Origin of the sequence: Mesorhizobium sp. M0761 (genome assembly GCF_040320205.1) — a bacterium.
GTDB lineage: Bacteria > Pseudomonadota > Alphaproteobacteria > Rhizobiales > Rhizobiaceae > Mesorhizobium.
Window position 1 is genome coordinate 36,224 of the sequence record NZ_JAMYPF010000013.1, and the last position, 17,491, is coordinate 53,714.

Consider the following 17,491-nt stretch of genomic DNA (forward strand, 5'->3'; position numbering starts at 1 on the left):
TGGGAGGCTTAGCGGGCTGCGGTCCAGCCCTTGTAGTCTTTCAGGTTCTCGGCCGTGATCAGCTTCGGGTCGAGCAGCACGGTCGGCTCCGCCGGCTTCTTGCCGGCAAGCAGCTCAGCCGCCATCGTCAGCGACTGGCCAGCCATCACGTAGGGATCCTGCGAAGCCGAGGCCTTGATCATCGAGGTGCCGGAAGCGAGTTCCTTCTCGATATCGGGAGCGCCATCCACTGCGGTGAAGATGAACTCCGAGCGATTGAGCTGCTTGGCCGCAAGCTGGGCGCCGATCGCCGTCGGATCGTTGATGGCAAACACCGCATCGATCTTGTCGAAGCGGGTCAGCAGCGACTGAAAGACCTTCAGGCCGCCGTCGCGCGAGCCTTCGGCATTCTGGTCGTCGGAGAGGATCTTGATGTCGGGGTGTTTTGCAAGGACGTCCTTGCAGCCCTTGACCCGCTCCAGGATCGACGACGACGCCGGGCCGTTGAGGATGACGTAGTCGCCCTTGCCGCCGGTGTGGTCGACCAGATACTGGCAGGCCTCTTCGCCGGCCTTGACGTTGTTGGTCATGACGGTGACGTCGGCGCCTGGCGCCGAAACGTCGAAGGCGGCAACGACGATGCCCGCTGCTTGCGCCTTCTTCACCGCCGGGCCGATCGCCTTGGCATCGACCGCATTGAGCATGATGACGTCGACGCCGGCGGCGATGAAGGAATCGACCTGAGAGACCTGCTTATTGAGGTCGTAGTCGGCCGACACTGACGTCACCTCGACCTTCGGGTTGATCTTCTTGGCCGCGTCCTCGATGCCCTTGATGGTGGCGACGAAGAAGGGGTTGCCGAGCAGGCCGACCGAGATGCCGACCTTGTTGAGGTCCTTGGCCGATGCGGGCGCGATGGCGGCAGCCGCGAGTGCGACGCCGCAGAGCAGTTTAGCGATGGTCTTCATTGCTTTCCTCCAATTGCCCCGCGCCTCTCACGGTGCGTTACACAAACCGGTCGTTTACGCCGGCGACCAAGGTCAATCACGTTCTCGCTCCTGCCTGGAGCCTGTAGCGGTCGAGGGCGACTGCCACGATGATGACCAATCCCTTGATGATGTACTGCCAGATGTCCGAGACACCGGCCAAGATAAGCCCGTTGGAGAGCACCGCTATGATCAGGCCACCGATCAGCGTACCCCAGATCGAGCCGACGCCGCCGACGAAGCTGGTGCCGCCGAGAATGACCGCGGCAATGGCGTCGAGTTCGTAAGACTGCCCAAGCTGCAGCCCGTTGGCCGCATAGAGCCGGGCCGCTGACATGGCGCCGCCAAGGCCGGCCAGCAGGCCGGAAACGCCATAGACAAAGAGCAGCACCAGCGGCACCTTGATGCCGGTCAGCCGCGCCGCTTCGGCATTGCCGCCAACGGCATAGATCCAGGTGCCGAGCACGGTGCGCTTGAGCACCAGCCAGGACAGCACCACGACCGACAAGGCGATGATGACCAGCCACGGAATGCCGAACAGCGAACCGTTGCCGATGAAGTCGAACGGCAGGTCCGAGTTGAACACCGTGGTGTCCTGGCCGAGCAGGCGGGCGACGCCGCGCACAGCGGTCAGCGACCCCAGCGTGACGATGAAGGGCGGCAGTCTGATATAGGCGATCAGCAGCCCGTTGATGACGCCGAAGCCGAGGCCGACGAGAATGGCCGCCGGCACGCCCAGCAGTCCCCAATCGGGCACCAGCGACACCATCACCGCCACCATCGCCGAGGCGGCAAGTATCGAGCCGACGGACAGGTCGATCCCGCCGGTCAGGATGACGAAGGTCATGCCCGCTGCCAGCACAATGTTGATCGACGATTGCTGCATGACGATCAGCAAATTGGTCTGGGTGAAGAAGCGCGCGTTCATCAACTGAAAGCCGACCGCCAGCAGGATCAGGATCGGCAGCATGCCAAGGGCGGCGAAGGCGGTGCGCAACCGCCGGCTCCTGCCGACAACCTGGCCACTGATCTCGGTCGCCTTGTCGGTCATCCCTTGGCCGCTCCCGTTGCAAGTTCCATGATTGCTTCCTGGCGCAGCGGCTGGTCTTTGGACGCCGTAACCTCGCCGGCAATCGTGCCGTCGCGCATTACCAGCACGCGGTCGGCAACGCCGATCACCTCCGGCAGTTCGCTGGAGATCATCAGGATGGCGATGCCCTTTTTGGCGAGATTGTCGATCAGCCGGTAGATTTCCGACTTCGCTCCGACATCGACGCCGCGCGTCGGTTCATCCAGGATGACCACTTGCGGCTCGGTCTCGAGCAGGCGGGCAAGCAACACTTTCTGCTGGTTGCCGCCCGACAGCGAACCGGCATTGGCCTGTACCGACCTGGTGCGGATGGAGAGATCCGAAACGGCAGTGGCAGCACGTCTCTCGGCGGCTTTGAAATCGCGCAAGCCGCCGGGCCGCGCATCCCTGGCCAGCACGCCCATGCTGATGTTGTCGGAGATCGACATGTCGAGAAAGAGGCCGAGCTCCTTGCGGTCCTCGGTGAGATAGGCGATGCCGGCATTCAGTGCCTCGCTTGGCGAGCCGATGGTTACGGGCTTGCCGTCGAGTTCCAGCGTGCCGGCGATGCGTCTGTCGGCACCGAAGATCAGTCGCGCGAGTTCGGTGCGGCCCGAGCCGACAAGGCCAGCCAGAGCCAGCACCTCGCCCTTGTACAGTTCGAAGGAGCAGTTCTTCAGGAGATTGCCGTCCGCCATGCCGCGCACCGACAAGGCGACCGCGCGCTTGTTGTCCGGCGGGCGATGATCCTTCCTGTAAAAAGCGGACAGGTCGCGGCCAACCATCATCGAGACGAGGCGCGAGGCGTTCAGCTCGGCACGCTCGAGTGTGCCGACATAGCCGCTGTCGCGCAGCACGCTGACACGGTCGGCCAACTGGTAGACCTCTTCCATGCGGTGGCTGATGTAGATGATGGCGATGCCTTGCGACTTCAGCGTCGCGATGACCTCGAAGAGACGGTCGGTCTCGCGCGAGGTCAGCGAGGTGGTTGGCTCGTCCATGACGATGATGCGCGCGCTGGTCGAAAGCGCGCGGGCGATTTCGACCAGCTGACGCTCGCCGAGCGATAGGCTGGAAACCTGGGCCCGTGCGGAGAAGGACACGCCGAGACGCTTGATGATCTCATTGCTGCGCCGGTAGCATTGGTCGCGGTCGACGATGCCGAAACGCCTCGGCTCATTGCCGAGGAAGATGTTCTGCGCGACCGTCAGGTTGGGCGCCAGCGACAGTTCCTGATAGATAACCGCAATGCCGTGAGCCCGCGCCTTGATCGGGTCGCCGGTGGCGACCGGCACGCCGTCAATCAGTATCTCGCCGCCGGCATCAGGCCGATAGGCGCCGGACAGCACCTTCATCAAAGTCGACTTGCCGGCACCGTTTTCACCCATCAGCGCATGGACTTCGCCGGCATGGACGGTCAGCGACACGTCCTGCAAGGCGCGGACTGGCCCGAACGTCTTCGAGATGTGCCGCATTTCCAGCACTGGCTGGCGCGTGACTTCGGCCTGAGCAGCGACGATCACCGTGCGCCTCCCGCTGCCGCGCGGGGGATGCCCTGCTCGCCGATGAGGCCACGCCATGTGTCGCGATATCGGGCAAGTCCGGTGAAGCTTGCGGCACGCACGGGCTCCGGCACTTCCGCGGCAAATTCGCGGCCGACGGTCTCGAAGGCCAGCGCCGCCGCCCCGGTGGCGCTGCCCTCCAGTGTGGCCCCTTGCAGGAAGGCCTGGCTGGGACGCAGTTGCGCCACTAGCCCAGCGAGCAGGCCGCCAGCGTTCAGTCCGCCATCGACGATCACGGTGTTGTCCGAATGGATCTGGTCGAGGCAGAGGTCGACCATCAGCGCGACGTAGAGCAGCGCCACGGCTGCGCGTTCCTCGGCGCTTGGCATGCGGCCGACCAATTTGCCGGCGCGGCCGGGCATTGGGCCGCCCGGCGCGAAGCTCGGCAGCGCCATGCTGCCGGCGTTGATCACCCGCTGCACTGTCGCCAGCGCGATCGCGCCTTGCCAGCCGTCGCTGATCGTGGCGAATTCGCGCCCGCCCATAAAGCGGATGGTCGGCACAGGGCCGCCGTCGACATCGACATTGACCAGCATGTCGCGCTGGCCATCGAGCGCGTCAAGCAGGCAATCCGGATTAAGCACGACCACCCAGGTGCCGGTCGAGACGACGGTGACCGGGCCAAGCTCCTGCCGGCGATAGGCATGGAGCGCGGCATTGCTGTCATGGACACCATTGTGGATGGCGATCCGCCGCTTCGTATCGCCGAGGCGTTGCTCGCCGACAACCGAGCCCGCCCGCTCGAAAGCGGGCATCCGGTCGCGCCAGCCCTCAATGTCGACCAGCGAACTGAAGTCGCGCTTGCGCGGCGCCCATAAATGCGAGTGGCAGCCGAGATAGGACACTTCCGAGACCGCCCGGCCGCCAAACCGCCAGCTCCAGTATTGTGGATAGCCGAGGATCGATTTCGCGGCCGTGAATGCACCGGGTTGCACCGCCTGTAGCCACAGCATGTGGCGACCGTAGTTGAAGCCGAGCGGCAATCGCGGCGAGAAGGTCTCGGTGAAATCCGGAACGAGGCGATCGATTTGCGCGGCAATATCAGCCGGCGGCTCTTGCTCGTAGTCGAGTATCGGATGCGTCAGCGCCGCCTCGTCGATCAGGGCAAAGGTGCAGCCATGGCCCGACACCATCACGCCCTCTACGCCATGGATGTCGGCGGCCTCGCTAACGGCGCGAACCGCCCAATTGTGAAGTGCTGCCTCATCAAGCACGCTGAAGCCATCTTTGCGCATCCAGTTCGGCCGGGTCCGGCGCTCGTCGACGATGCGCCCGTCCTGAGCGAAGACGAACAGCTTCGAATTGGTCTTGCCGAAATCGAGGACGGCCATCTTCACTGGATGGCTCCCGAAGCCGAAGCGATGCGCACCATGACGCCCGCGTCTTCCAGCATGCGCGCGTCGACGTCGGACAGGCCGTCATCGGTCACCAGCGTGCCGATGCGCGACAAGGGCAGCGCGATGTTACGGGCGTGGATCGACAGTTTACGGCTGTCGGCCAGCACCACGATCTGGTCGGCACACAGGCTGAGATCGGCGATGGAGCGGACCAGCAGCGGGTGCGATTCCAGCACGCCCTCCTGGCCAAGGCCTTGCGCGCCGAGAAAGAACTTCGATGCGTAGAACGGCTCCGCCTGTGTCGGTGAATGGATGATGCCCGGCTCACGATGCAGATCGCCGCCGGCAACGGTCAGGCTGCAATGGCCGTGGTCGCTCAGATAGGCCGCGAGCGGCATCGAATTGGTATAGAGACGGATGCTGCGCTCAGCCAGCTTGACCCCAAGATGGAAGCAGGTCGAACCGCCATGCACGATGACCGCATCGCCGTCGCGCACCATCGTGGCCGCGAGAGCGGCGATCTGCCGCTTGGCCTCGACCGCGAGGTCGCGGTTCTCGTCATAGGGTCTGGCATAGGCAACACCCGCCTGTGAAGCGCCGTCGAGCGCCGAGATGCCGCCATAGACCTTCCGTGCTTCACCGGCCTCGTCGATCTTGTCGATGTCGCGCCGCACCGTCGCCGCCGACACGCCGAGCTGCTCCTGCAGTTCGCGCACCGACGCGAAGGGACGATCCCGCAGCAACTCGACGATCTGACGCTGGCGGCCGGAGTCGCTCAATCGTTTTCCTCCCGGAAGCCGTTTTTGCCACGGCATTTGACGTAACTTACTCAACATCTTTCCGATTGCAAGAACCTTTGATGAAATTAGATCACTATTGACGTAAGTCGCTCGCATCTGCGATACACATCAACATCCCACGACGGGTATCCGAAGCTGCGAGGCTGGCGGGGCTGATAGAGGAAATGCGCCATGGCGACCTATGCGGATGCGCAGGAAATGGCTGCCTTGCGGGCGCTTTCGGCCAGCATCGGGCGCAGCCCAAACCTGACCCAGGCCGCCGGCGGCAACACCTCGCTGAAAGCCGGCGACACGCTGTGGATCAAGGCTTCCGGCACATGGCTGAAGGATGCGCTCTCCGAAGATATCATGGTGCCGGTGGCCATGGCGCCGCTGCTCAGGGCTGTCGAACAGCGCGACAGCGCCGCCGACCAGCCGCAGATCTTCGCCATCGAGACGCTCAACGCCCGGCGCCTGCGCCCTTCGATTGAAACCACCGTTCACGCGCTGATGCCGCAGCGCGTCGTCCTGCATGTCCATTGCGTCGAAACCATTTCGCTGGCGGTACAGGCCAATTGCGAGGTGGAAGCCGCCAGACGCCTTGATGGTCTCAAATGGGCGTATGTTCCTTATTTCCGACCAGGCCTGCCGCTTGCCCAGGGTATTGCCGAGCGGCTTCAGGCTGGGGTCGACGTGCTGATCCTTGCCAATCACGGGCTGGTCGTCGCGGCCGATACCGTCGCCGAGGCCGAAGTGCTGCTGCGCCGCGTCACGCTGCTTCTGGCGCGGCCGGCGCGCCAAGTGGCGGAACCGGATGTTGCGGGATTGGCGGCGCTGGCCGGGAAAACCGGTTACAGGCTGCCGGCGGAAATCGAGGCGCACGCGGTCGCCATCGATCCCGAAAGCCGCCGCATGGCGTCCGGGGGCAGCCTCTACCCCGATCACGTCATCTTTCTGGGTCGGGGGTCGGTGGTGGCAAAGCCCGGTGAGGATGTGCCGCGCGTCATCGAGCGGTGCGGTGCAAACCCCGTGGCGATCCTGTTTCCCGGGCTGGGCGTGCTGATGCGCGGCGATGCCAGTGCGGGCGCCGACGCCATGCAACGCTGCCTTGCCGACGTGACGGCACGCATCGACATTGCAGCGCGGCTGAACTACCTCACCGCCGCGGAGAACGATGAACTGGTCAACTGGGACGCCGAGAAGTATCGCCAGAAACTCAATGCCGCCAGCCGCTGACACGCCGCTTGCCATAGGCATCGACATCGGCACGTCCGGCGCGCGCGCGGTCGCCATGCGTCCAGATTTTTCCATTGCCGCGCGTTCCGCCGTTTCGCTCGAGTTGTTTGGCCGGAATGCCCGCGACCCTGCAGTGTGGTGGTCAGCGGTCGGCGCAGCGCTGGCGGAACTGCTTTCGGGCATCGACCGAACAGCGGTCCGGTCGATCGCTGTTGACGGCACTTCAGGTACGTTGCTGCCGGTCGACGGCGCCGGGCGGCCGCTGGCCGAGCCGCTGATGTACAACGATACGGTCGCCGACAACGCCATTCTGGTCGCGATCGCTCGCGAAGCCCCAGCGACCAGTGCCGCACTTGGGGCGACGTCCGGTCTCGCCAAGGCGCTCTGGTTCCAGCGCACGCCCGGTGTTGCCGCGGTGCTGCATCAGGCGGACTGGATCGCGGGACAATTCTCCGGTCGCTTCGATGTCAGCGACGAGAACAATGCCTTGAAAACCGGTTACGACATCACGGCCCGCTGCTGGCCGGACTGGATTGCGGCCACCGAAATGCGCATGGAGTTGCTGCCCGGTATCGTCAGGCCGGGCGATGTCGTCGGCAAGCTCACCGCGGATGCCGCGGATATGTTCGGCTTACCGCGCGAAATCGCCGTCGTCGCCGGAACGACCGATGGCTGCGCCTCGTTCCTGGCGACAGGTGCCGCGGCAATAGGCGACGGCGTCACCGCGCTGGGGTCGTCGTTGACCGTCAAGATCCTGTCCGACCGGCCTATCTCGGCGCCACGCTTCGGCATCTACAGCCATCGGCTTGGAGATGTCTGGCTGGCGGGCGGCGCATCGAACTCCGGCGGCAAGGTGCTGACACAGCATTTCCCTCTGGCGCGCATCGTCGAGCTGAGCATGGCGATCGACCCGATGACCGAGACCGGCCTCGACTACTATCCTCTTGCCACTGCAGGCGAACGCTTTCCGATCGCCGATCCAGCACTGCCGCCGCGTCTTGTGCCGCGACCGGTGGAGGACGCCGACTATCTGAAAGCCATGTTGGAGGGTATCGCCGCGATCGAGGCGCTCGGCTATGACAGGCTCGCTGAGCTCGGCGCGCCGCGGCTGACGTCGGTCAGAAGCGTCGGCGGCGGTGCGGCGAATGCCGCCTGGACGGCGATCCGGCAGCGCAGACTTGGTGTTGATTTCCTGCCGGCGCTTTCGCACGAAGCCGCCGCCGGCACGGCGCGGCTGGCGCTGATGGGCGCAAGCCTGGCGGGGCTTCTATGAGCGCGAAAACAGTCGAACACCTCAACGGAATCAGTCAGCTGGCCGAGCGCTATGATGTTTTCCTGCTCGATCAGTTCGGCGTGCTGCATGACGGCGCCAGCCCCTATCCAGGGGCGGTGGAAGCACTATCGGCGCTGAAGCGCGCCGGCAAGACCACTGTGCTGATTTCGAACTCCGGCAAGCGGGCGGGGCCCAACGAGACCCGGCTGCTAAAGCTCGGCTTCGAACCGGGAAGCTGGGACCATTTTGTTTCTTCCGGCGAGGTCGCGTGGGAGTTCTTCCACGACATGGCGATATCCGGAAAGCTACTGCCAAACACGAAATGCCTGTTGATGAGCCGCGACGATGACCGCTCGGCGATCGAAGGTCTGCCGTTCGCATTGACCAAGGACGGTGACGATGCCGGGCTGGTGCTGATTTCGGCCAGCGAGGGCGACCGCTATGATCTTGAGCACTACCGCCGACTTCTTGCGCCGGCTGCGGTGCGGCAGGTGCCATGCTTCTGCACCAACCCTGACACGATCATGCTGACGGCAGTGGGGCCGCGCTTCGGCGCCGGCCGGCTGGCGGATCTCTACGAGGACCTCGGTGGTAGCGTCACGCGTATCGGCAAGCCTTACCCCGCCATATTCGGCGCCGCACTAGCGATGGCAGGCAATCCAGACCGCGGCACTGTGGTCTGCGTCGGCGACAGTGTCGAACACGACATCGCCGGCGGACTTGCTGCCGGCGTGGCCACGGTGCTGGTTCTGTCAGGAATATTGGCGGAGACCCCTGACCTGTTCGATCTGTTCGACACGATGGACGCCTACCCGAATTACACCATGGATGGCTTCAGGTTTCGCTGATTTGATTAACCCGGCAGCGCTCGCGCCCGAATCCGGCCTCAACGCCTCGTGGCCACGAGCATTGGCCGGCTGGCTCAAGACTGCCGAACAGCGCGGATCCAGTCGAGCCGCGCGGCTGGAATGAGGCCGTAATTGTAGAAATTGACGCCGTCCACACCGGGCGCCAGCGCCGGCTTCACCTTGGCCGCGAGGATGTCGGGGCGGGCCATTTCCGGATAGAACAGCCGGTAGCCGGCGCCGAGGAATTTGTCCGCGCCCAGTGCCGCACGGCCGGCCGCCATCAGGCTGGCGACATCGCCGGCCTGCATGTCGTAGGCGCACAGGATCGCCCCGTCGCACACCTTGCCCAGCGCTGCCAGATCGCAACCGCCAAGCCAGCCGTCTTTCAGATCGATAATGACGACCCGCGTCGTGGGATCGGCTACCTCGCGCAGTTCGGCGACCAGGCTGGTCACTGGCTCGAATCGCCACAAGAGATAGGCATGGAGCTCCGGCCACGGCGCAAAGGCGTCGAGGCCGCAGGCGGGGAAATCGGGAAAGCGCCGCTCAGGCACCGCACGCTCGCAGGTCTCGACGATCCATTGCCTGGTGAGCTTACGCGCCGCCTCGGCATCGATGCCGGCTTTTGCCGCACGGGCGACGCAGGACGGACAGAAGCACAGAGACAAAAGAAAATCGTCTTCCGGCGTCAGCCCGACACCGTCCTTCTCGTGATGGTATTCATGGGCAAAGCCCATGAAGGACGGGCTTTCAAGTTCTATCCGGTCCGGCCGATAGCTGTGCGAGATGTCGGCGATCAGCGCGCGGACATAGGCGCGCGCATCGGGATGGGACGGGCAGAGATTGTAGTAGTTGGCGTCGCCGAAGGCGTTGCGGGTGACGGCCTGCGGATGCAGCATGCCCAGGCGGGTGTTATGCAGGCAGACCGTCCAGCACGAAACGCCTAGCCCGCCCGCGTCGCGACGGCGGATGAGCTGACCGAGCACGTCGCCGCCCTCGGTGATCACGTCAGCCACCTTGGGTTGGATGGCTAGACTTCCCCAGCGCGCAGCGGTCGGCTTGAAATAGATGGTGCCGTCCTCAGGGAAATAGGCCTTGCGGCGCGGACTGCGCGGCTGCAGGAAGCGCCCGGCATGATAGGATGTCGCCAGGCTGATCATGTTGAGCCCGGCGCGCTCGACAAGATCACGTTCGACTGTCTCCAGGCCGAGATCCTGGATGTCCCAGGGATAGGTCCACATGGACAGTTGCTGCATGGAATATCTCTGCCTTTGGCTCAGCCGTCGACCGGCTCTGCGACCTGCATTAGGCAGTCGCCCGCCTCACACATCGTGTGCAGCCGGCGCGACAGCACCAAGCCGCTTTCGGCGAAATGCAGGGCCTCCTCGGCAACATCGAGCCGCTCGAGATCGTGGTACCAGCCGGCCAATTGTCCTGAAGTGACACTGTCGCCGAGCCTGGCGGCGGGCTCGAACCAGCCGCGGCGGGTGGCATAGAGGCCCTGGCTGTGCCTGGACAGGGACAGCAGCCTTGTCGGCGCCGAAGGCTTTTCGCCTGCGCCAAGGACCGGCGCGCCGACCACACCCATTGCTATCATCAGACGGTCGAGTGCGCGGGCCGTGATCGCCATCGAATCGACCGTTGCGGTGCCACCGCCGCCGAACTCGCCGCTGACGCCGATGGCGCCGGCGCGGCGCGCTGCGCCCATCGAGGTTGGCGAGGCCTGGCCGTTGTCAGCGATAAAGCCGTAGGGCATGCCGAGCATGCGCATCAGCTCGACGCCACGCCGGTGGCGCTCGGGATCGGCGTTGCGTTCAACCAGCGCGGTCGGCAGATGCTCCATCGACGTGCCGCCCGAATGGATATCGAAGACGACGTCGTGACGGGGGAACAGCTCCGTCTCAAGGAAATTGGCGAGCCGGCTTGTCGGCGTTCCCGAGGGATCGCCGGGAAAGGCCCGGTTGAGATTGCCGCCGTCGAGCGGCGAGCAGCGCTTGGCGGCCATCACCGCAGGGGCGTTGGCCATCGGCATGATGGTGATGCGGCCCTTGATCCGCTTCGGATCGAGCCGGCGCGCCAGTTTTGCCAGCGACAGCTCGCCCTCATATTCGTCGCCGTGATTGCCGGCCATCAAAAGCAGTGACGGGCCGTCGCCATTGCGGATGAGGCAGATCGGCACCTTGACCTGAAAGTAGGGCGAGCGATCGATCGAGAACGGAATGCTTAGATGGCTGAGCGTCTTGCCGTCGCGGTCGAAATCGAGCGTGTGGGCGAGGCCGGTGTGCATGGTCAGACCGCCGCGACCGCGGTGATTTCGATGCGCAGATCAGGGTCGGCAAGCCGCGCCTCGACGCAGGCCCGCGCCGGCAGGCGGGCAGGATCGATCCAGGCATCGTAGATGCTGTTCATGGCCTCGAAATCACCGATCTGCGGCAGGAAGATGTTGACCGCCACCAACTTCGACTTGCTGCTGCCGGCCTCGACCAGCAGCGCCTCGACTTTGGCCAGCACGTCGCTGGTCTGGCCTTCGATGCCGGCCTTGCGATCGTTGGCCACCTGGCCGGCTATGTGAACGAGGCCGCCATAGACGACTGCCTGCGACATGCGCGAGCCGGACTGAAAATACTTGATCATATCGGATCCTTTCGACGTTCTCTTTTTGGGGGATCTGGTCAGCCGAACCAGGTGGGAAAAGCGTGGCGGACGTGGCCGGTGGCGTCGACCCCGAAGATCACGCGATAACGGTCGAGGCAGGTGCAGGGATGCGAGATGCCGAATTCGACGACGTCGCCGACGGCGATGTCGTCGCTCGGCGCAATCGACAGGAAGGAATGCTGGTCGTTGAGCTTGACCACCTCGGCGCGCGCCGCCGGCATCGGCAGCGGCTTGCGGGCACGAAAGACGGTGAGCGGCGTTGGAAAGCCCTGGTCGAACGACACGTCGCGCATGCCCATGCCGCAGATGGCAAGGCCCGGCTCCGGCCGCGACAGCACTTCGGCCCACAGGCGTAGCGCAGGGCGAAAGGAATGCCGCGCCGAAGCGCTGATGCCGCCTATGGCAAAACCCTTGCGGGCATCGAGGGCGCCGAGCGAACGGTCATAGGTGCCGTGGTCGTGGAAGAAGATGGCGCCGCTGCGCAGCACCAGCGTTGCGTTGCCGTCGCTGGAAACGAGGGGTGCAAGCGCCGCGACCGCCTGGTCGAAGAAGGCGGAGCCGCCGGCTGTGACGATCAGCGGTGCGTCGCCGCCGACGCGGGCACGCAGCCGCAGGAACATGTCGGCGGTCATTGCCAGCAGGCCGGATATCACCTCATCGGTGCGACCGGGCTCGGGTTGCGCCGCCGCCCCTTCATAGGTCGCAACGCCGGCGATCAGCAGCCGCCCGCCGGCAGCCGTGATCGCATCGGCGATGGCCTCGGCTTGCGCCGTGGTGCGGGCGCCCGCCCTGCCCGCACCAAGTTCGACCAGCACGCGCAGCAGCGGCAGCGCCGCATTGGCGCGCCAGGCCTCGGCAAGCGCGTTCACGGCGTCGACCGAGTCGGCAAAGACATAGACCTCGGCATCCGGCCAGGCACCAGCAAGCACCGCCAGCCGGTTGGCGCCGCCGGCTCCGCCAACCTCATTGGCGATGATCAGCCGTGTCAAGCCGGCCTTCAGCATCACTGTCGCTTGCCTGATGTCGGCGACCGTCGTGCCCCATGCGCCGGCCTCGACCAGCGACCGGGCAAGGTCGGGCGCCATCGGCGTCTTGGCATGCGGAGCGATCTCAACATTGTGTTCGCGCGCATAGCGCAGGAACAGGTCGCGATTGGCGGAGAAGGCCGCCTCGTCGAGGGTCAGCACCGGAAGCGCCATGCGTCCATCCGCGGGATGCCAGTGCTCGGCCGCGACAAGGCTGCTGTCAAGCCCGGTTGTGCCGGGAGGCACGCCGCGGATGCGGTCGTCGAGCCGAAAATTTTCGTGCACCGAAAGGGCTGGAACCGGTGAGTTTTCAGTCATCCGATGCTAACCCTTTCACCGTCGCAGAACGAAGCCAGAATCGATCGCCGGTCACAGCCTGAGAGAGATACGTGCCAGAACCTTACGCCGGACCGATCATCGACGCCCATCATCATCTTTGGGATCTCAGCCTGGGACGGCATCCCTGGCTCGGCGCCACGGCCGGCGAGCGCGGCGGCCTGGGCGAGCTTGGCCCCTTGCGGCGGAACTATCTGCCCGGGGATTATGCGCGCGATGCCATAGGGCATAATGTCGTCGCCACCCTCCATGTCGAAGCCGGCTGGGCGAGTGGCGACTGCATCGGAGAAACGCGCTGGCTTGAAGCACTCGACAAATCGCGCGGCGTCGCCGCCCGCTATGTCGTTCACGTGCCGCTCGCCGATCGCCAGGCGCCTGCGCTGATCGAAGCGCAAGCCGCGTTCGAGCGCGTCGCCGGCGTGCGCGACATATTGAGCTGGGATCCCGACCCTGCCCGCCGTTTTGCGGCCCGTGACGGCATCATGGACGATCCGGCCTGGCGCGCCGGGCTTGCCTTGCTTGGCCAGCATCGGCTGGCCTTCGACCTGATGGTGTTTCCGCGCCAGCTCGCCGGCGCGGCTCGCCTTGCGGCTGCCTTCCCCGATCAGCAATTCGTGCTCAACCATTGCGGCAGTCCGATCGACCGCGACGCCGACGGCATGCAGAGATGGCGCGACGGGCTGCGGCTTCTGTCGCAATGCGACAACGTCGCCATCAAAATATCGGATCTGGTCGCCTACGATCATGACTGGACGCTCGACAGCCTGAAGCCCGTCGTCCTGCATTGCATCGATTGTTTCGGCACCGGTCGCGCCATGTTCGGCAGCGACTTTCCGGTCGCCGGCCTGCATGCCTCGTTCGATGACATATATGACGGCTTCAAAACCATCACAGCGGACTTTTCCGCCGACGAGCAGACGGCGCTGTTCTTCGGCAACGCAAGGCGCATCTATCGGCTCGACGATGTGTCATCGGCGCGCCTGCTCCCGGCCTGAGAGCAGCAGCAGGCCGAGGATCAGCGAGCCGAACAGGATGCTGCGCCAGCCGGGCGATGCGTTGACGACGGTGATCAGCGCGGTGATGGTGACCAGCAGGATGGCGCCGGGGATGGTGCCGGCATAGGTGCCAAGCCCGCCGAGGATCGAGGTGCCTCCGAGGACCACAGCGGCAATCGAGGCGAGCAGATAGGGATCGCCGATGCCGACATAGCCCTGTCCGTTCATGCCCAACACGAGCACGCCGGCAAGTCCCGAGCAGAAGCCGCTGATGCCGTAGACCGCAAGCGTCGTGGACGTGACCGGAACACCGGACAATGCCGCGGCAAGTGGGTTGGCGCCCATGGCGAAAATCCGGGCGCCGAGCGATGTCGCATGCATCGTGGTCAGCACGATCACCGAGACGACCACCCACAACAATACGCCAGCGGGAATGCCGGCCGGCCGGCCATTGCCGAGCCAGTGGACCAGCGGGTTCTCGGCGGTCACGGCGCTGCCGCCGGCGATGATGATCAACAGACCCTGCAAGAATGTCGCCATGGCCAATGTCATGATCATCGGGTGGACGCGCAGCAAAGCGACGCCGAGCCCGTTGACCAGGCCGATTGCCGTGGTCAGCACCAGAACGGCAAGAATGGCGGTGATGCCGGTCGGATCCACCTGCCACGACAGCAGCGGCAGGCTGACGGCGCTGACCGTGACGATGGCCGCGACGGAAAGGTCGATGCCGCCGGCGATCACCACAAAAGTCTGGCCCGCGGCAACCAGGCCGATGACGGCGCCGAGCTCCACCAGATAGCGCAGATGGCCATAAGCGCCGAAGCCGCGCGAAACGAAGCTCGCCACGATCCAGACCGCGGCAACGATGGCAACGGTGAGAAACGGCCGGCTGCGCAGGACCGTCAGGGCGCGTTTGCCGCCCGCGCTGTCATTCCATGCTGTCATTGCTGTGCCTTGCGGAATTGCGGGATGGCGACCGCGCCGATGATGATCAGGCCCTGGGCCACATATTGTGCGACCGGCGTGAAGCCGAGGAAGAACATGACGCTGATCATCAGGCTGAGCAGCAGGCTGCCGGCAAGCGCGCCGCGCATCGTGCCCTGGCCGCCGAGGAAGCCGATGCCGCCGAGCACCGCAGCGGCAATCGAGTTCAGGGTAAAGGCGGCGCCGATGACCGGGTCGCCCGAACCGGTCTGTGCGGCGACGAACAAGCCGGCGCCGGTGGAGAGCAGACCGCTGATCGCATAGGCCGCAATGCGCGCGCCGTCGACCGGCACGCCGGAGCGATAGGCGCCGACCGGATTCTCGCCGGCGGCATAGAGGCTCAAGCCAAGCGGCGTGGCGAGATAGAGCTTCCACAGGAGAATGATGACCACCAGCAGCACGAATGCCGCCGGTGTGTTGCCGGCAAGCAGGTCGGACAGCCACGCCGGGATTGCGCCGCCGGGCCGCGGCAGGATCAGCAGTGCGGCGCCGCCGATGATGAACGACCCGGCAAGCGTCACCACGATGGCCGGCAGCCGAAGCCGTACCACGATGAAGCCGGTCGCCGCCCCGATGCCGAGGCCCGTCAGCGCCACTGCGGCAGTGCCCCCGGCGACGCCCAGCGGCCCGGCCATCGTCGTCGCGGCGATGACCGCGCCCAAGCTGACCGTCGCGCCGATGGCCAGGCTGATGCCGCCGGTGAGCATCAGGATCGCCTGCGCCATGGCGACCAGCGCCAATGGAAACCAGCTCTGGGTGAATTTGGCGAAGCCGGACGCCGTGAACAGGCCCGGAAAGAGGACGCCATAGGCGATGAGAAACACCAGGACGACGGCAAACAGGCTGCGCACGCCGACATTGCGACGCATCTGCACCGGCCAGTAGAGCGCATCGGTCTGCCGGGCGGAGGAAGATGTGTTCATGCCGCAACCTTCCGCTGTTCGGCGCCCATCGCCGCGGAGACGATGGCTTCCTCGCTCAGCGCTCCACGCGCCAGCATGGCGACGATGCGGCCTTCGCGGACGATGGCTACACGGTCGCAAAGGTGCACGAGTTCGGGCGTGTCGGAACTGAGCAGCACGACCGCCTTGCCGGCGGCGGCGAAATTGCGAAGCATCATGTAGATCTCACGTTTTGTTTCGACGTCGACGCCGCGCGTCGGATCGTTGAGCAGAAGCACCAGCGGGTCGTGCGGCATCCATTTCGCCAGCGCCACCTTCTGCTGGTTGCCGCCCGATAGAGCCTGCGCCGCCCGCCCGAGGTGACCCTTGATGCCGAGTTGGGCGGCAAGGCTTTTGGCCGTCTCGCCCTCTGCGCGGCGGCTGCGCAGCTTCAGCGCCGGCAGCCTGGCAAAGGCGGGCAGCATCATGTTGGTGATGATGGGATGGATCAGGTGCAGGCCCTCGCGCTTGCGATCCGCGGGCACATAGGCCAACCCCAGCGCGTTGGCTTTCGGCACGCCGCCGGGCAGGCCGGAGGCGCCGTTGACGGTCGCCGACGCCGTCCGTGCCGGAATGGCGCCGTAGAGACCGAGCAGCAGATCTTCCTGCCCTTGCCCGACCAGACCGCCAATGCCAAGCACTTCGCCCGTTTTGATATCTAGATCGACGTCGCGCATCAGGCCGGCCGAAAGATTTCGGACGGAGATAGCGTCGGCAGGCAAACTGGAAGGCTGCCATTGCGGAAAAAGATCACCGGGATCGCGGCCGACCATCAGCCGAACCAACCCGGCGGCGTCGGTGCCTTCCAGGGTGCGGTCGGCCGTGCAGGTGCCGTCCTTCAGCACGGTGACGTGCTGGCATAGCGCCATGACTTCGTTCAGTCGGTGCGAGATGTAGAGAATGGCGATGCCTTCGCCGCGCAACCGCTGCAGCAGATCGGTGAGGATTTTGGTTTCGGTTGCCGATAGCGACGATGTCGGTTCGTCGAGAATGAGCACGCGCGGCCGGCGGTAGAGCGCCTTGGCGATCTCCACCATTTGGCGGCGGCCGAGCGACAGATGCCCGACCGGCGTCGACAGCGGCTCGTGCAGCCCGACAAGTTCGCATGCGGTCCTCGCCCGCGCAGCGAGTTCGCGGTAGTCAATCAGGCCGAACCGTTTGGGATAGGCGCCGAGACCAATATTTTCGGCGATGGAAAGACTGGCCGTCAGGCTGAGTTCCTGCTGGACGACGGCGATGCCGGCCTGCCGCGCAACAGCCGGCGTCATGCGTGAGACCGCGCGTCCATCGACCTCGATCGTCCCGCCATCCGGTCTCAAGGCGCCGGACAAAAGGTTGATCAAGGTCGACTTTCCGGCGCCGTTCTCGCCGAGCAGCGCATGCACGCGGCCCGGCTGGAGAGCGATTGAAACGTCGCGCAGGACGGGGTTGCCGAAGAAAGACTTCGACACACCCCGCGCCGCGAGCAGCGGAGCCATGGTTGTCA

16 protein-coding genes are annotated in these 17,491 nt (G+C 65.2%); 4 read left to right on the plus strand and 12 right to left on the minus strand.

The features are described 5' to 3' along the window. Positions 1–8: 8 nt before the first annotated feature. The 5 genes from NKI32_RS20760 to NKI32_RS20780 all read right to left on the minus strand — a co-directional run bounded on the left by NKI32_RS20760 (position 9) and on the right by NKI32_RS20780 (position 5,712). Positions 9–947, minus strand: a complete 939-nt coding sequence (locus tag NKI32_RS20760) for an ABC transporter substrate-binding protein (RefSeq protein ID WP_023670567.1) — start codon at positions 945–947, stop codon at positions 9–11. A 76-nt stretch (positions 948–1,023) separates the two neighbouring features. Further along, positions 1,024–2,016, minus strand: a complete 993-nt coding sequence (locus NKI32_RS20765) for an ABC transporter permease subunit (RefSeq protein WP_352807449.1) — start codon at positions 2,014–2,016, stop codon at positions 1,024–1,026. After that, positions 2,013–3,509: a sugar ABC transporter ATP-binding protein gene (locus NKI32_RS20770; RefSeq protein ID WP_050588083.1), complete on the minus strand. Its 1,497-nt coding sequence runs from the start codon at positions 3,507–3,509 to the stop codon at positions 2,013–2,015. The genes NKI32_RS20765 and NKI32_RS20770 overlap by 4 nt, the downstream gene beginning before the upstream one ends. Before the next feature lie 44 nt (positions 3,510–3,553). Next, positions 3,554–4,933, minus strand: coding sequence for an FGGY-family carbohydrate kinase (locus tag NKI32_RS20775; RefSeq protein WP_353003418.1), 1,380 nt, complete (start codon positions 4,931–4,933; stop codon positions 3,554–3,556). Beyond that, complete coding sequence (locus NKI32_RS20780) at positions 4,930–5,712, minus strand: DeoR/GlpR family DNA-binding transcription regulator (RefSeq protein WP_023701285.1); 783 nt, start codon at positions 5,710–5,712, stop codon at positions 4,930–4,932. Before NKI32_RS20780 ends, NKI32_RS20775 begins: the two co-directional genes overlap by 4 nt. A gap of 192 nt (positions 5,713–5,904) precedes the next feature. Between NKI32_RS20780 and NKI32_RS20785 the strand changes: the two genes are divergently transcribed. The 3 genes from NKI32_RS20785 to NKI32_RS20795 are packed head-to-tail and all read left to right on the plus strand — an operon-like array spanning position 5,905 to position 9,069. Further along, positions 5,905–6,948 (plus strand): class II aldolase/adducin family protein, encoded by a 1,044-nt coding sequence (locus tag NKI32_RS20785; protein WP_023738259.1) that lies wholly within the window; start codon positions 5,905–5,907, stop codon positions 6,946–6,948. Beyond that, positions 6,932–8,221, plus strand: a complete 1,290-nt coding sequence (locus tag NKI32_RS20790; protein WP_353003420.1) for an FGGY-family carbohydrate kinase — start codon at positions 6,932–6,934, stop codon at positions 8,219–8,221. The genes NKI32_RS20785 and NKI32_RS20790 overlap by 17 nt, the downstream gene beginning before the upstream one ends. Further along, entirely contained in the window at positions 8,218–9,069 is an 852-nt protein-coding gene (locus NKI32_RS20795; RefSeq protein ID WP_353003422.1) for a TIGR01459 family HAD-type hydrolase, read from the plus strand. The genes NKI32_RS20790 and NKI32_RS20795 overlap by 4 nt, the downstream gene beginning before the upstream one ends. 74 nt (positions 9,070–9,143) lie before the next feature. Here the strand turns inward: NKI32_RS20795 and NKI32_RS20800 are convergent, their stop codons facing one another. The 4 genes from NKI32_RS20800 to NKI32_RS20815 are packed head-to-tail and all read right to left on the minus strand — an operon-like array spanning position 9,144 to position 13,067. Further along, positions 9,144–10,325: a hypothetical protein gene (locus NKI32_RS20800; protein ID WP_352789379.1), complete on the minus strand. Its 1,182-nt coding sequence runs from the start codon at positions 10,323–10,325 to the stop codon at positions 9,144–9,146. Between the two features lie 20 nt (positions 10,326–10,345). Further along, a complete protein-coding gene (locus NKI32_RS20805) occupies positions 10,346–11,356 on the minus strand; it encodes a succinylglutamate desuccinylase/aspartoacylase family protein (protein WP_023681856.1) in 1,011 nt (336 codons plus the stop codon). 2 nt (positions 11,357–11,358) lie between these two features. Further along, positions 11,359–11,703 (minus strand): RidA family protein, encoded by a 345-nt coding sequence (locus NKI32_RS20810; RefSeq protein WP_023670576.1) that lies wholly within the window; start codon positions 11,701–11,703, stop codon positions 11,359–11,361. A 38-nt stretch (positions 11,704–11,741) separates the two neighbouring features. Next, positions 11,742–13,067 carry an alanine racemase gene (locus NKI32_RS20815; protein ID WP_353003425.1) on the minus strand — a complete coding sequence of 442 codons (1,326 nt, stop codon included), beginning with the start codon at positions 13,065–13,067 and terminating at the stop codon, positions 11,742–11,744. 71 nt (positions 13,068–13,138) lie between these two features. Here NKI32_RS20815 and NKI32_RS20820 point away from each other — a divergent pair, with 71 nt between their 5' ends. Next, complete coding sequence (locus tag NKI32_RS20820; RefSeq protein ID WP_023701281.1) at positions 13,139–14,080, plus strand: amidohydrolase family protein; 942 nt, start codon at positions 13,139–13,141, stop codon at positions 14,078–14,080. Here NKI32_RS20820 and NKI32_RS20825 read toward each other — a convergent pair. Genes NKI32_RS20825 through NKI32_RS20835 form a run of 3 tightly spaced genes read right to left on the minus strand, consistent with a single transcriptional unit; the run spans position 14,054 to position 17,483 of the window. Next, entirely contained in the window at positions 14,054–15,025 is a 972-nt protein-coding gene (locus tag NKI32_RS20825) for an ABC transporter permease (protein WP_023748645.1), read from the minus strand. The genes NKI32_RS20820 and NKI32_RS20825 overlap by 27 nt on opposite strands. Next, the gene (locus NKI32_RS20830; RefSeq protein ID WP_023834041.1) at positions 15,022–15,987 is read right to left on the minus strand and encodes an ABC transporter permease; all 966 of its coding nucleotides are present in this window, start codon (positions 15,985–15,987) and stop codon (positions 15,022–15,024) included. Before NKI32_RS20830 ends, NKI32_RS20825 begins: the two co-directional genes overlap by 4 nt. Next, positions 15,984–17,483 (minus strand): sugar ABC transporter ATP-binding protein, encoded by a 1,500-nt coding sequence (locus tag NKI32_RS20835; protein ID WP_198031631.1) that lies wholly within the window; start codon positions 17,481–17,483, stop codon positions 15,984–15,986. The genes NKI32_RS20830 and NKI32_RS20835 overlap by 4 nt, the downstream gene beginning before the upstream one ends. Positions 17,484–17,491: the final 8 nt, after the last annotated feature.

Bases quoted from the DNA above. Each gene is read 5' to 3' on its own strand.
- NKI32_RS20810 (WP_023670576.1), bottom strand. From the start codon at position 11,703: ATGATCAAGTATTTTCAGTCCGGCTCGCGCATGTCGCAGGCAGTCGTC.
- NKI32_RS20825 (WP_023748645.1), bottom strand. From the start codon at position 15,025: ATGACAGCATGGAATGACAGCGCGGGCGGCAAACGCGCCCTGACGGTC.
- NKI32_RS20830 (WP_023834041.1), bottom strand. From the start codon at position 15,987: ATGAACACATCTTCCTCCGCCCGGCAGACCGATGCGCTCTACTGGCCG.
- NKI32_RS20835 (WP_198031631.1), bottom strand. From the start codon at position 17,483: ATGGCTCCGCTGCTCGCGGCGCGGGGTGTGTCGAAGTCTTTCTTCGGC.
- NKI32_RS20770 (WP_050588083.1), bottom strand. From the start codon at position 3,509: ATGCGGCACATCTCGAAGACGTTCGGGCCAGTCCGCGCCTTGCAGGAC.
- NKI32_RS20760 (WP_023670567.1), bottom strand. From the start codon at position 947: ATGAAGACCATCGCTAAACTGCTCTGCGGCGTCGCACTCGCGGCTGCC.
- NKI32_RS20805 (WP_023681856.1), bottom strand. From the start codon at position 11,356: ATGCACACCGGCCTCGCCCACACGCTCGATTTCGACCGCGACGGCAAG.
- NKI32_RS20815 (WP_353003425.1), bottom strand. From the start codon at position 13,067: ATGACTGAAAACTCACCGGTTCCAGCCCTTTCGGTGCACGAAAATTTT.
- NKI32_RS20785 (WP_023738259.1), top strand. From the start codon at position 5,905: ATGGCGACCTATGCGGATGCGCAGGAAATGGCTGCCTTGCGGGCGCTT.
- NKI32_RS20765 (WP_352807449.1), bottom strand. From the start codon at position 2,016: ATGACCGACAAGGCGACCGAGATCAGTGGCCAGGTTGTCGGCAGGAGC.
- NKI32_RS20790 (WP_353003420.1), top strand. From the start codon at position 6,932: ATGCCGCCAGCCGCTGACACGCCGCTTGCCATAGGCATCGACATCGGC.
- NKI32_RS20795 (WP_353003422.1), top strand. From the start codon at position 8,218: ATGAGCGCGAAAACAGTCGAACACCTCAACGGAATCAGTCAGCTGGCC.
- NKI32_RS20800 (WP_352789379.1), bottom strand. From the start codon at position 10,325: ATGCAGCAACTGTCCATGTGGACCTATCCCTGGGACATCCAGGATCTC.